Raw genomic sequence first — 12,739 nt, 5'->3', positions numbered from 1 at the left:
GATCCCGGCGCGAGCGCGACACCCAACTATGGGGTGTTGATGTAGTCCTCGATCGCCTTCTGAGCCTTGGGGTTTCCATTGCCGATTCCGATGAGCGCGCCGGTGACGGCACCGGTCGGCAACCCGATCATGCAACCGGCGAGGCTGCCAGGGAACATCGAGAGACATCCGACGCCGAGCCCGATGGCCGCGCCGATCGCCGTTCCTGCCGCACCGCCGTTGGCCCAACCGAGATTGAGCTCGTTGAGCATGTTCTCCAGCGCCGCCTGTTTCTGGTCGACCAGGTGCACCCCCGGGACCACCGGTCGCGACTGGCCCTCGTCCGGGGAGATCGGGCTGGCGTGTGCAGTTCCCGCTCCGGCGATCAGTGCCGCGGCGAACAGGGCCGATACTGACGTTCGGGTCATCAGTTTCATGTCGATCCTCACCTTGCAGACGAAGGACGAGCCAGGACTGACTGTAACTTCCGGTCGCGGCAGTGGGTGCGCGAAACGCCGCAATTCCCCGGGCTCCGGCAGGCGCCGACATATGGACAATCGTCCGAGTACCAGCGGCGTCGCGCCGAGTGTGCACCCACCGTCACGTCGGCCGAGAGCGGGCGCCTGCAGCTGCACACTCGGCGGCGGGTCGAGCGCAGCGAGAGTCGGTCTCCACCGTCCAACGCACGTGCGTCACCAGTGGCTCCATGCTGAGTCTGCTGACCGCGCTCTCGAGCAGCCGGTCGTCCCGCTCGTCGGCGGACAGCTCCGCCAGCACCGTCACCTCGCCGGTCTCCGGCAGGTCGAAGGAGCGCACCGATCGCAGCCGGAACTCCGGGCGCGAGACCGACTGCACGGCGAGGCCGCGCACGTGGGCCTCGGCGTCGTCACGGCACGTCACCTCGAAGACGTATTCCGCAGGCGGCAACTCGCGCCCCTTGGTGGCCGGTTGGTGGTCCATCAACCGGCCGAGCGGACGCAGCAGCGTGTTCGCCGTCATGATCGCCACGGTGCCGATCACCGCGGCCCAGTACATCCCGCCGCCCGCCAGCGCACCGATCGCCGCCGTCGCCCACAACGTCGCAGCCGTGTTCAATCCCGTGATCGAGGCGCCCTGCTTCATGATCACGCCGGCCCCGAGGAACCCGATGCCCGAAACGATCTGTGCGGCAACGCGGGTCGGGTCCGCGCCCGGACCGTCGAAGCTGTAGGCGCCCAGGATCACGAAGAGCGTGGCCCCCAGACTGACCAGTGCGTTGGTCCGGAGCCCGGCCAGCCGGGACCGCCACTGTCGCTCGATGCCGACCGCAGCGCCCAGCGTGAGGCCGAGCGCTACGCGCAGGATGATCACCGTCGTATCCATCGTCACTCCTGGTTCCATGTGCCGGATCGGCTCCGACAGGGTCGGCGCGCAGCACAGGGTTGCTCCGAAACATCGAATGTCGCGGGCTCGAACGCGACCCGAGGTCGCGAGGGGAAGGACCGAGGTGGGCGGGACTAGTCGCCTGAGCGACCACCGTCGGCCGAATCATGTTGCGTCAAAACTCCACTGGGCGGGTCGTCCACGGTGGTCACCTCCTCGTATGTCTGGCTGCTGCGAACGGATGGGCACCGTCGCGGTGGAACCTGCGAGCACACGGCGCCGAATCCACTTACAGCGATATGGATTCCGTCGACTGACACCTCCACGTAAGGGCTTTGGCACTGCACGACGTATCCCCGATCACCTCAGGGAAGCCACTTCGGATCACCCCTTAATCCGGGGAGATCTGTCCTAACCTTGGGCGTCTCTCGACGTCGTCAGATCAGTGGCCTGTGTTCGTGCAGGAGCCTCGCCTAACGAGGTGCTGCGTTTTCCACCGTAGGCGCGATGTTCGGGAGGGGCAACCCGCCCACGCCGCCGCGCGACGCCGAGGCCGACACCGATCAGGTCGCCGAGGCCACTCCCCGACCGAATATCAGGGCACAGATCAGGGGCAACCCCGATGACACCGATCGGCCCCGTCCGTACGGTCATCGCCATGCGACCACAGAAGCCGGCGCTCACCGTCGCCGCCATCGCCGCGATCGCCCTACTGCTCAGCGGCTGTGCGGATTTCGAGCGCACCCGCACCCTGCAGAAGGACCTCGACGGACTGACGAGCGCTGGGGTCGTCGGCGCCGTGACGACAGTGAGCGCGGGCAGCACCACCACGGTCCTGACGAGCGGCGTCGCCGACCGCACGACCGGCGCCTTGATCGCCGACGACAGTCGGGTCCGAGTGGGCAGCATCACCAAGACCTTCACGTCCGCGATCGTCATGCAACTCGTGGCGGAGGGAAAGGTCGAGCTCGACCGCGCCGTCGACGGCTACCTGCCCGGCGTGGTCGCGGGCGCGGGCGGGGAGGGCACGGCGATCACGGTCCGGCAGCTCATGCAGCACCGCAGCGGGCTGCCCGAGTTCGCGGGCGAGCCGGGGGCGGACGAGCTGGTCGCCGCGATGGAGAACCGCACGACGACCCCGGCCCAGGCGGTGGCGATCGCGATGGCGAAACCGGCACAGTTTCCGCCGGGATCCCGATTCGTCTACACCAACACCAACTACATCGTTCTCGGCATGCTGATCGAGGCGGTGACCCGGCACAGTTACACCGACGAGCTCACCACCCGCATCCTCGGTCCCCAGGGCCTCGAGGACACCTACCTTCCCGGACCCGGCGAGCGCGCGATCCGGGGCCCGCACCCCTCCGGATACCAGGACGTCGGCGGCGTCATGACCGACGTCTCGATGATCGAACCCTCGGTCCCCTGGTCGGCGGGTGCCCTGGTCTCCACCGGCCGCGACATCAACAGGTTCTGGCTCGCGCTGCTGGACGGGAAGGTGGTCCCCCGTGCGCAGCTGGACGAGATGACGAAGGCACTACCCGCCACCGACGAGGCCGAGGGCATGGGTTACGGCCTCGGCGTCGGATCAACCGACCTGCCGTGCGGGGTCAGGTACGTCGGCCACACCGGCGGGATCCCCGGCTACTACACCCTGTCCGGTGCGAGCGCCGAGGGCCGGGCGGTGACCATCACCCTCACCCAGATCCCGACCCGGCAGACCGACAGCGAGGCCCTGCTCTCGCACGCGCTGTGCCCGTGAGGGACCTCGATCAGGCGCCGAAGGTGTGCTCCACCACGGCCTTCGCCCGGCGCGTGACGCGCAGGTAGTTGTCCAGGAACTCCCCGGCGTCGCCGGAGTTCCAGCCGGCGACCTGCGCGACCGCGGACAGCACCCGGCCCGGTCCCGGCAGCTGGTCGGTGGGCTTGCCGCGCACCAGGACCAGGGCGTTGCGGGCCTTGGTCGCCGTGAGCCAGGCCTCGCGCAGCAGCTCGATGTCCGTCTCGCTCATCAGTTCCGCCGCGCCGATCGCGTCCAGCGTCTGGAGGGTCGAGGTGTTGTGCAGCGCGGGCACGTCGTGGGCGTGCCGGAGCTGGATCAGCTGCACCGTCCACTCCACGTCGGCCAGGCCGCCGCGTCCGAGCTTGGTGTGGGTGGCCGGGTCGGCGCCGCGCGGCAACCGCTCGGAGTCGACCCTGGCCTTGATCCGCCGGATCTCGCGGACCGCCTGTTCGGAGACCCCGCCCTCCGGGTACCGGGTCTGGTCGATCATGTGCAGGAACCGCAGAGCCAGGTCCGGGTCCCCCGCGGCGGTGTGCGCGCGCAGCAGCGCCTGGATCTCCCAGGCCTGCGCCCACTGTCGGTAGTACGCCTCGTACGACGCCAACGTCCGCACCAGTGGACCGTTGCGGCCCTCGGGGCGCAGGCCGGTGTCCACCTCGAGCGGCGGGTCCGTGCTCGGCGCGCCGAGCAGCTTCTGCACCCGATCCGCGATGCTGTTGGCCCACTTGACCGCCCGGACCTCGTCCTCGCCGGGCTTGGGTTCGCAGACGAACAGGACGTCCGCGTCCGAGCCGTAGCCGAGTTCGCCACCGCCGAGCCTGCCCATTCCGATCACCGCGAACGACGCGGGCGCAGGACCACCCAGTTCGGCCTCGCTGGCACGGATCACCGCGTCCAGCGCGGCCCCGAGCACGGCCGCCCACACCGAGGACAGGGCGCGGCACACCTGCGGGACGTCCAACATCCCCAGCACGTCGGCCGACGCCACCCGCGCCAGCTCGTGCCTGCGCAGCGAGCGAGCGGCGTTGACCGCACGCACCGGATCGTCGTAACGCGCGGAGGAGGACAGGATCCCGCGGGCGACCTCGTCCGGGTCGATGTCGAGCAGTCGGGGTCCGGTCGGTCCGTCGGCGAACAACCGCAGCACGTCCGGCGCCTTGATCAGCAGGTCCGGGATGTACGCGGACGATCCGAGCACGATCATCAGGCGCTGGGCCACCGCACCCTCGTCGCGCAGCACCCGCAGGAACCAGTCCTGTTCGAGCATCGCCTCGGACAGTCTGCGGTATGCGAGCAGTCCGGCGTCGGGATCTGGTGTGTCGCTGAGCCATTCGAGCAAGGTCGGCAGCAGCAGGGCCTGGATCCGCCCCTTCCGCGACGCGCCGCCGGTCAGCGCCTTCAGGTGACCGAGGGCATTCTCGGGCGCGGTGTAGCCGAGCGCGGCGAGCTGACGCGTCGCCGCGTCCGGGCTCAACCGGATCGCGTCCTTGTCCAGCCGGGCAACCGATTCCAACAGCGGCCGGTAGAAGAGCTTGGCGTGCAGGCGACGGATCCGGTGCGCGTTGCGCTTGACCTCGGCGTTGAGCACGCCGAGCGCGTCCCGCTGGCCGTCCGGACGCATGTGCGCCGCGCGAGCGAGCCAGCGCAGCGCCTCCTCGTCGTCCGCGGGCGGCAGCGTGTGCGTGCGCTTGAGCTTCTGCAGCTGCAGCCGGTGCTCGATCAACCGCAGGAATTCATACGACGCAGCGAGATTCGCGGCGTCGTCGCGCCCGACGTAGCCGCCTGCCGCCAGCGCGGTCAGCGCGTCGACGGTGCTCTTCACGTGCAGCGACTCGTCCGCACGCCCGTGCACCAGCTGCAACAGCTGCACCGCGAACTCGACGTCGCGCAGACTGCCGCGGCCGAGCTTGATCTCCCGCTCGCGCAGCTCCGGCGGCACCATCTCCTCGACCCGGCGGCGCATGGCCTGCAGGTCGACGACGAAGTCCTCGCGCTCGGAGGCCATCCACACCATCGGGCTCAGCGCGTCGACGTACCGCTCGCCGAGCTCGAGGTCACCGGTCGCCGGTCGCGCCTTGAGCAGCGCCTGGAACTCCCAGGTCTTGGCCCAACGCTTGTAGTACGCGATGTGCGAGTCGAGCGTGCGCACCAGCTCGCCGCGCTTGCCCTCCGGTCGCAGCGCCGCATCCACCTCGAAGAAGGCGGCAGACCCCACCCGCATCAGCTCGCCCGCGAGCCTGCTGGTGGACGCGTCCGAGGGCTCCGCGACGAACACCACGTCGACGTCGCTGACGTAGTTCAGTTCGCGCGCACCGCATTTGCCCATCGCGATCACGGCGAGGCGGGCCGGGCACGGCCCGTCGGGGTAGATCTCGGCGACCGCGACCGCGAGCGCGCCCGTGAGGGCGGCATCGGCCATGTCGGAGAGCTGGCGGCCGACCGTCTGATACGGCAACACCGGCTCGTTCTCCACGGTGGCCGCGAGGTCGGAGGCCGCCAGCACCATCAGCTGGTCGCGGTATGTCTTGCGCAGCGCGGCGATCGCGGCCGGGCCGGTGATCCCCGCCCGGTACACGAGATTGGTCTCGGACGCGCTGTCGTCCTGGGTGGCCTGCACACTGGCCAGCAGCTCGTCGGTGAGCTCGTCCCGGCTCGGCAGCTGGGACTCCCCCGCCAGCAGCTTCCACCCGGACGGGTCCGCGACGAGGTGGTCACCGAACGCGCTCGACGCGCCGATCAATCCGAACAGCCTGCCCCGCAAGGCAGTATCGGTGCGGAGTTCGGCATCCAGCTCGGCCCAACCGTCACCGAGCCCGTCCTTGACGCGGACCAGGGTGCGCAGGGCAAGGTCGGCGTTCGCGGCGCGCGAGAGCGCCCAGAGCAGCTCCAGACTCTCCGGGTTGGCCCAGTCGAGGTGGGCGAGCTCGGCCCCCGCGGTCGGCTCGACGAGGCCGAGACGGCCGACGCTGGGGATGGTGGAACGGGCGGTAGGCGGCTTGACCATTGGTGCTTACAGACCCAGGTAGGTCTTGATCTCGAACGGGGTCACCTGGCTGCGATACTCCTCCCACTCGCGCCGCTTGTTGCGCAGGAAGAAATCGAACACATGCTCGCCGAGTGCCTCGGCCACCAGTTCAGAGCGCTCCATCTCGCGCAGCGCGGTGTCGAGGCTGCTCGGCAGCTCCTTGTAGCCCATCGCCCTGCGCTCCGCGGAGGTCAGCGACCAGACGTCGTCCTCGGCCTCGGGCGGCAGCTCGTAGCCCTTCTCGATGCCACGGAGTCCGGCGGCCAGCAGCACCGCGAAGGTGAGATAGGGGTTGCAGGCCGAGTCTGGGCTGCGGATCTCGACACGACGCGAGGAGGCCTTGTTCGGCGTGTACATCGGCACCCGGATGAGGGCCGAGCGGTTCGACGGACCCCAGGACGCGGCGGTCGGGGCCTCGCCGCCGTGGATCAGCCGCTTGTAGGAGTTCACCCACTGGTTCGTCACTGCGCTGATCTCGTTGGCGTGTTCGAGGATGCCTGCGATGAACGCCTTACCGGTGTCCGAGAGCTGCATCGGGTCGTCCGGGTTGTGGAAGGCGTTGTTCTCGCCCTCGAACAGGCTCATGTGGGTGTGCATCGCCGACCCGGCCTGATCGCTGAACGGCTTCGGCATGAAGGTCGCGCGCACGCCCTCGTTGATCGCGACCTCCTTCACGATGTAGCGGAAGGTCATCACGTTGTCGGCCATCGACAGCGCGTCGGCGTAGCGCAGGTCGATCTCCTGCTGCCCGGGCGCGGCCTCGTGGTGGCTGAACTCGACGGAGATGCCCATCGACTCGAGCGCGTCGATGGCGTGCCTGCGGAAGTTCGGCGCGGAGTCGTGCACGGCCTGGTCGAAATAGCCGCCACTGTCCGCGGGCACCGGCGGGGTGCCGTCGGCGGGGCCGTTCTCGAGCAGGAAGAACTCGATCTCGGGGTGCACGTAGCAGCTGAACCCGAGGTCGCTCGCCTTGCTGAGCTGTCGGCGCAACACGTGCCGCGGGTCGGCCCAGGACGGGGTCCCGTCCGGCATCGCGATGTCGCAGAACATGCGCGCGGAGTGCTGCGCGCCGTCCTTGTGCGCCCACGGCAGGATCTGGAAGGTCGACGGGTCCGGCTTGGCGACGGTGTCCGCCTCCGAAACCCGCGAGAAGCCCTCGATGGCCGAACCGTCGAACCCGATGCCCTCACTGAAGGCACCCTCGAGTTCGGCCGGGGCGATCGCCACCGACTTCAGGTAGCCGAGCACATCGGTGAACCACAGTCGTACAAAACGGATGTCGCGCTCTTCGAGGGTGCGGAGCACGAATTCCTTTTGGCGATCCATGTCCGCGAGAGTAGGCAAAGTCCGTTAAATCTGTGTTACATCGTGAAATCGGTTACTAACACGTGAGGTCGGGCTGGGGTTCGGTCAGCTCGGTGAGGTACTCGACGACGGGGTCATCGACGCAGGAGACGCCGCTCATCGCGACGGTGTGCTGGGTCCCCCTGTACGTGATCAGGGAGGCCCCGAGCTGCTTGGCCAGCTCCACGCCCGCCTGGTACGGCGTGGCGGGATCCTCGGTCGTCGAGATCACCACGAGGTGCGGCAGACCGGGGGCATCGATCGTGTGCGGGCTCCCGGAGCTGGGCACCGGCCAGAAGGCGCAGGTGTCCAGCGGGGCATTGCCCGTGCCGCGACCGTCGTCGAGGAACGGCGCGGCCCGCCGGAACTCGGTATCCGCCGCGCCTGCCTCCGCCCTGTCGGTGACCGGCGGGTCGTCGACGCACCGAACCGCGTTGAACACGTCCTCGATGTTGCTGTAGCTGCCGTCCTCCTGGCGACCCTCGTACGTGTCGGCCAGCTGCAGGAGGGTGTCGCCGTGGCCGTCGGCCAGCGAGCTGAGCCCGCCACGGAGCATCCCCCACAGGTTCTGCGAGTACAGCGCCTGCTGGACCCCTGTGATCGCGTCCCGGTAGCCGAGGCCCCTGGGGTCGGTGGTGTCCGCCGGCTTGTCGACCAGTGGATCGACCAGCTCCTTGAACCGCGCGCTGAACCGGGCGGGGTCGGTGCCGAGCGGGCAGTCGTCCGACTGCGCGCAGTCCGCAGCGAACGCGTCGAACGCCTCCTGGAAGCCCGCCGCCTGCAGCACCACCTCCTGGACCTGGTCCTGGTTCGGGTCCAGCGCGCCGTCGAGCACCATCGCGCGCACGTTCGCGGGGAACGTCTCGGCGTAGCTCGAGCCGAGCCGGGTGCCGTAGGAGTACCCGAGGTAGCTCAGCTTCTTGTCGCCGAGCACCGAACGGATCACGTCCATGTCCCGGACCACCTCACGGGTGCCGACGTGCTCGAGGAACTCGGCACCGGTCCGCTCGGCGCACTTGCGCGCGTAGTCGGCGTTCTTCGCCTCGATCCTGGCGATCCCCTCCTGGCTCATGTCCACGCCGGGATCAGCGCGCTGCGCGTCGGTCTCCGCCGGCGTCAGGCAGCGAACCTGCGGTGTCGACGCGCCGATCCCGCGCGGGTCGAACCCGATCATGTCGAACCGTTCGCCCAACGCGGTGCCCGCGCCGTCGGTCGCCATCGCCAAGCCGGAGGCGCCGGGGCCGCCGGGGTTGACCAGGAGGGACCCGACCTTCTGGCCGGTCGCCTGGCTCCGGGAGATCGCGACCTTCGCGGTGCCCCCCTTCGGGTCCGCGTAGTCCACCGGCACGGTGATCTCGGCACATTCGAGGCTGCTGGCCAGCGGCATCCCGTCGGTGCTGTAGCGCTCGCAGGACTCCCACTGCGGGGTCTGCGTGTAGAACGCCTCCAGGCCCGCCGGGACCGCGCCCGCACCCGGACCGAAGTCGCCCGCTTGCCTGCCTGCCGCCTCGCTTTGGGCGGCCCCGTCGACCACGCTCCCGCATCCGGCGGCCATGGCAGCGACGAGCGCTCCCACGGCCAGTACGACTGGGACTCGGCGCGACATCGGCATGCCATCGATGGTGCCACGGGCAGCGAACAGGGCAGGTCCGCGCAACTTCGGCAGGATCGACCCCGAATTCCGGGGCAGATCCTGCCAAAGGTCGTGCTCGTTGGAACCTGAGGCGGTCCGACCGACGTCCAAGACGACATGACACCGATCGCCGTGCACGCCCTGATGGCAAATCAGGACGGCGTCATCACCCTGGATCAGGCGCGGTCGGCGGGCATGAGCACGACCGCCGTCGACCGCCGGGTGAGCACCGGTCAGTGGCGGCGTCTGCACCGGGGCATCTACCTACGGTCCGACCGGCAGCTGACTCGGGCCGCACGGCTGCGAGCGTCGGTGTTCGCGGCCGGGCCGGACGCCGTGGCGAGCAGTACGAGCGCGGCCTGGTGGCTCGGCCTCACCGACCGGCCTCCCGCCGACGACCTCGTCACGGTTCCCCGCGCCCGTGCAGTCAAGAACCGGGACCGGATCCGTATCCGGCGGCGCGACCTGCACTGGACCGATATCGGCACGGTCCGCGGCCTGCGCGTCACCGAACTCCCACTCACCGTCCTCGAGGCTGCCGTCGAACTCCGGGACGGATCAGTGTTGATGGACCGAGCGCTGCAGCGTCACACGACGCTCCCGGTCCTGGAGGCCGTGCACGAGAGGAACAGCGGACGGTACGGCACCGCCGCCGCCGCCCGCCTGCTCCGCTCAGCAGGCGAGGGTGGCGCGTCGGAGGCCGAGCGCATGCTGCTGCGGTTGCTGCGGAGATCGGAACTGACCGACTGGAGTGCCTACGTCACCAGCTGTGGATATGAGATCGACGTGGCGTTCGTGCGCAACCGAGTCGCGATCGAGGTGGACGGGTGGGCCTGGCACCGTGACGTGGCCCGGTTCAACAACGACGCCCGGCGCCAGAACATCCTGGTCAACGCCGGCTGGCACGTGCTCCGCTTCACTTGGCACCAGCTGCGGCATGACCCGGATTCCGTCCTGGACCAGATCGTCGCGGCACTCGAAAGCCGGTCCTGACCGATTTGGGAAGGATCAGCCCCGGAATGCGGGGCAGATCCTTCCCAAGACCACCCACTACCGGTGTGACCAATTGCACGTCACCGCCTGTTCTCGGGGTGGTCGGCCGGTGGCAGACTGAGCTACGTCATCACCCACAACCCGGGGACCCGCACTGGGCCTCGAGGCACGAAAGGGACACTGATGTCCGATAACACTGCGCCCTATGGTTCCGCGCCCGCTCAGCCGGCCGCCAAGCGAACCAAGATCCGCACCCATCACCTGCAGACCATGAAGGCCGAGGGTGAGCGCTGGGCGATGCTCACCGCCTACGACTACTCGACCGCGCGGCTCTTCGAGGAGGCCGGCATCCCGGTACTCCTCGTCGGCGACTCCGCCGCGAACGTCGTCTACGGCTACGACACGACGGTGCCGATCACCATCGACGAGCTGATCCCGCTGGTCCGCGGCGTGGTCCGCGGCGCCCCGAACGCCCTCGTCGTCGCCGACCTGCCGTTCGGCAGCTACGAGTCCTCCCCCGAACAGGCGCTGGCCACCGCCACCCGGTTCATGAAGGAGGGCCAGGCGCACGCGGTCAAGCTCGAGGGCGGCGAGCGCGTCGCCCCGCAGATCGCCGCGATCACCGCCGCGGGCATCCCGGTGATGGCACACATCGGGTTCACCCCGCAGTCCGTGAACACCCTCGGCGGCTTCCGCGTGCAGGGCCGCGGCGACGGAGCCGAGCAGCTCGTCGCCGACGCCATCGCCGTGCAGGAGGCGGGCGCGTTCTCCGTGGTCATGGAGATGGTGCCCGCCGAGATCGCCGGGCAGGTCACCAGGAAGCTGACGATCCCGACCGTCGGCATCGGTGCGGGCGCCGAATGCGATGCGCAGGTGCTGGTCTGGCAGGACATGGCCGGGTACACCAGCGGCAAGACCGCCAAGTTCGTCAAGAAGTTCGCCGCGGTCGGCGACGATCTGCGCGGCGCGGCGGCCGCCTACGCCGCCGAGGTCCGGTCCGGCACCTTCCCCGCGGAGGAACACAGCTTCTGACGCCGGTTTCCACGCGCGGCGACGATCCGCCCTCTCGGGCGGGTTGTCGTCGCGCGATGGCACACTCGATGACAACGGCGCGCGCGGGTATCCCGTGCGCCGTCACACACTTCACCGAAAGACAGGGTGCCTACATGTTCCATCGCCGTCTCGCGGCCGCCGTCGCCGGAGCCGCTGCTGTCGTCGCTCTCGCGGGCGGCTGCGCCACCGACAATGCCCCGGCCCCGGCCCCCGCTCCCGCCCCGAGCGGCGGCACGGGCACCCTGCCCGGCACCTCGGCCGCTCCCGCGCCCGGCGGCGTGGTCGCGGGCGGCGTCACCGAGGCGCAGGCCGCCCAGCTGTGCGCGGACATGCAGGCGCAGCTGCAGAGCTGGCGCACGTACACCCCGACCATCGGCAAGGGCGGTCTGAACACGGTCGTCGGCACGTGGGCCGCCCAGAACGGCATCAACGTCATCGAGCTGATGGGCAACAAGGCCCGGATCGACGTGATCACCCAGGCTCAGTGCGCGGACGTGCGTGCCGAGGCCATCGAGTCGTTGCGGATCCCGGACCTGGCATCGGGCCTGATCGGGTTCTGACACCGATGCGGGACCTGTACCCCGAGATCGAGCCGCACCGCGCCGGGCACCTCGACGTCGGCGACGGGCAGCGCATCTACTGGGAGGTCAGCGGCAACCCCGCAGGCAAACCCGTCGTGTTCCTGCACGGCGGGCCCGGCGGCGGCACCACCGCAGACCACCGCCGGTTCTTCGACCCCGACGCCTACCTGATCGTGCTGTTCGATCAGCGCGGGTGCGGGCGTTCGACCCCGCACGTCGCCGACGGCGCGGACCTGTCGGTGAACACCACGGAGCACCTCCTCGCCGACATCGAGGCGCTGCGCACGTATCTCGGGGTGCAGCGTTGGCAGGTCTTCGGCGGTTCCTGGGGTTCGACGCTGGCGCTGGCGTACGCGCAGGCCAACCCGGAAAGGGTCACCGAGCTGGTGCTGCGCGGGGTGTTCCTGCTGCGCCGCAGCGAGATCGACTGGTACTACAACGGCGGCGCGAGCGCGATCTACCCCGACCTGTGGGAGGGCTTCCTCGCCCCGGTGCCCGAGGCCGAGCGGGGCGGCGACCTCGTCGAGGCCTACCACCGCCTGCTGCACTCCCCCGACGCCGACGTCGCGCTTGCTGCCGCAGTCGCCTGGTCCACATGGGAGGGTGCCACCAGTTCGCTGTTGCCCCGGCCCGCACGGGTCGAGGAATCCGCGGAGCCGCGCTTCGCACTGGCGTTCGCGCGGATCGAGAACCACTACTTCCGCAATCACGGATTCCTCGCGGAAGGCCAGCTGCTCCGCGACATCGCCGCGATCGAGACGATCCCGGCGGTGATCGTGCAGGGCCGGTACGACGTGGTGTGCCCGGCGACCAGCGCGTGGGCCCTGCACCGGGCCTGGCCGTCGGCCCGACTCGTGATCGTCGACGACGCCGGGCACGCCGCCAACGAGCCGGGGATCACCCATCACCTGGTCGAGTCGACCGACGCCTTTCGCGGCTGACGCGCGCAACTCTCGACAGCGACGGACGCGGGCGGGTAGACCTGA

The 12,739-nt window shown here is 69.7% G+C and carries 10 protein-coding genes and 1 riboswitch; of the genes, 5 read left to right on the top strand and 5 right to left on the bottom strand.

Annotated features, from left to right (window positions below):
- Window positions 1–26: 26 nt before the first annotated feature.
- Both ACWFRB_RS17135 and ACWFRB_RS17130 read right to left on the bottom strand, forming a co-directional pair.
- Window positions 27–416 carry a hypothetical protein gene (locus ACWFRB_RS17135; protein WP_452642310.1) on the bottom strand — a complete coding sequence of 130 codons (390 nt, stop codon included), beginning with the start codon at window positions 414–416 and terminating at the stop codon, window positions 27–29.
- Between the two features lie 163 nt (window positions 417–579).
- Window positions 580–1,341, bottom strand: a complete 762-nt coding sequence (locus tag ACWFRB_RS17130) for an MgtC/SapB family protein (RefSeq protein WP_452642309.1) — start codon at window positions 1,339–1,341, stop codon at window positions 580–582.
- Between the two features lie 313 nt (window positions 1,342–1,654).
- Window positions 1,655–1,829, bottom strand: a riboswitch (M-box (ykoK) riboswitch).
- Window positions 1,830–1,999: 170 nt separating this feature from the next.
- Here ACWFRB_RS17130 and ACWFRB_RS17125 point away from each other — a divergent pair.
- Window positions 2,000–3,103 carry a serine hydrolase domain-containing protein gene (locus tag ACWFRB_RS17125; RefSeq protein WP_452642308.1) on the top strand — a complete coding sequence of 368 codons (1,104 nt, stop codon included), beginning with the start codon at window positions 2,000–2,002 and terminating at the stop codon, window positions 3,101–3,103.
- 10 nt (window positions 3,104–3,113) lie between these two features.
- Here ACWFRB_RS17125 and ACWFRB_RS17120 read toward each other — a convergent pair whose 3' ends face one another.
- Genes ACWFRB_RS17120 through ACWFRB_RS17110 form a run of 3 tightly spaced genes read right to left on the bottom strand, consistent with a single transcriptional unit; the run spans window position 3,114 to window position 9,105 of the window.
- Window positions 3,114–6,128: a bifunctional [glutamine synthetase] adenylyltransferase/[glutamine synthetase]-adenylyl-L-tyrosine phosphorylase gene (locus tag ACWFRB_RS17120; RefSeq protein WP_452642307.1), complete on the bottom strand. Its 3,015-nt coding sequence runs from the start codon at window positions 6,126–6,128 to the stop codon at window positions 3,114–3,116.
- Window positions 6,129–6,134: 6 nt separating this feature from the next.
- Complete coding sequence (gene glnA, locus ACWFRB_RS17115; protein ID WP_097212112.1) at window positions 6,135–7,475, bottom strand: type I glutamate--ammonia ligase; 1,341 nt, start codon at window positions 7,473–7,475, stop codon at window positions 6,135–6,137.
- Window positions 7,476–7,530: 55 nt separating this feature from the next.
- Window positions 7,531–9,105, bottom strand: coding sequence for an alpha/beta hydrolase (locus ACWFRB_RS17110; RefSeq protein ID WP_452642306.1), 1,575 nt, complete (start codon window positions 9,103–9,105; stop codon window positions 7,531–7,533).
- A 138-nt stretch (window positions 9,106–9,243) separates the two neighbouring features.
- Here ACWFRB_RS17110 and ACWFRB_RS17105 point away from each other — a divergent pair, with 138 nt between their 5' ends.
- The 4 genes from ACWFRB_RS17105 to pip all read left to right on the top strand — a co-directional run bounded on the left by ACWFRB_RS17105 (window position 9,244) and on the right by pip (window position 12,694).
- On the top strand, window positions 9,244–10,119 hold the full coding sequence (locus ACWFRB_RS17105; RefSeq protein WP_452642305.1) for a DUF559 domain-containing protein: 876 nt from the start codon (window positions 9,244–9,246) through the stop codon (window positions 10,117–10,119).
- Window positions 10,120–10,302: 183 nt separating this feature from the next.
- On the top strand, window positions 10,303–11,151 hold the full coding sequence (gene panB / locus ACWFRB_RS17100; protein WP_452642304.1) for a 3-methyl-2-oxobutanoate hydroxymethyltransferase: 849 nt from the start codon (window positions 10,303–10,305) through the stop codon (window positions 11,149–11,151).
- A 134-nt stretch (window positions 11,152–11,285) separates the two neighbouring features.
- Window positions 11,286–11,732 carry a hypothetical protein gene (locus ACWFRB_RS17095; RefSeq protein ID WP_452642303.1) on the top strand — a complete coding sequence of 149 codons (447 nt, stop codon included), beginning with the start codon at window positions 11,286–11,288 and terminating at the stop codon, window positions 11,730–11,732.
- A gap of 5 nt (window positions 11,733–11,737) precedes the next feature.
- Window positions 11,738–12,694, top strand: a complete 957-nt coding sequence (gene pip, locus ACWFRB_RS17090) for a prolyl aminopeptidase (RefSeq protein WP_452642302.1) — start codon at window positions 11,738–11,740, stop codon at window positions 12,692–12,694.
- The last annotated feature ends 45 nt before the right edge of the window (window positions 12,695–12,739 follow it).

The sequence above is a fragment of the Rhodococcus sp. NPDC055112 genome (genome assembly GCF_053607505.1).
The sequence above is the reverse complement of the archived record's forward strand: the minus strand, read 5'-3'. Positions and strand labels throughout refer to the sequence as shown.

Excerpts from the sequence above, each read along its gene's own strand:
- ACWFRB_RS17135 (WP_452642310.1), bottom strand. The coding sequence starts at position 416 with ATGAAACTGATGACCCGAACGTCAGTATCGGCCCTGTTCGCCGCGGCA.
- ACWFRB_RS17130 (WP_452642309.1), bottom strand. The coding sequence starts at position 1,341 with ATGGATACGACGGTGATCATCCTGCGCGTAGCGCTCGGCCTCACGCTG.
- ACWFRB_RS17125 (WP_452642308.1), top strand. The coding sequence starts at position 2,000 with ATGCGACCACAGAAGCCGGCGCTCACCGTCGCCGCCATCGCCGCGATC.
- ACWFRB_RS17120 (WP_452642307.1), bottom strand. The coding sequence starts at position 6,128 with ATGGTCAAGCCGCCTACCGCCCGTTCCACCATCCCCAGCGTCGGCCGT.
- glnA (WP_097212112.1), bottom strand. The coding sequence starts at position 7,475 with ATGGATCGCCAAAAGGAATTCGTGCTCCGCACCCTCGAAGAGCGCGAC.
- ACWFRB_RS17110 (WP_452642306.1), bottom strand. The coding sequence starts at position 9,105 with ATGCCGATGTCGCGCCGAGTCCCAGTCGTACTGGCCGTGGGAGCGCTC.
- ACWFRB_RS17105 (WP_452642305.1), top strand. The coding sequence starts at position 9,244 with ATGACACCGATCGCCGTGCACGCCCTGATGGCAAATCAGGACGGCGTC.
- panB (WP_452642304.1), top strand. The coding sequence starts at position 10,303 with ATGTCCGATAACACTGCGCCCTATGGTTCCGCGCCCGCTCAGCCGGCC.
- ACWFRB_RS17095 (WP_452642303.1), top strand. The coding sequence starts at position 11,286 with ATGTTCCATCGCCGTCTCGCGGCCGCCGTCGCCGGAGCCGCTGCTGTC.
- pip (WP_452642302.1), top strand. The coding sequence starts at position 11,738 with ATGCGGGACCTGTACCCCGAGATCGAGCCGCACCGCGCCGGGCACCTC.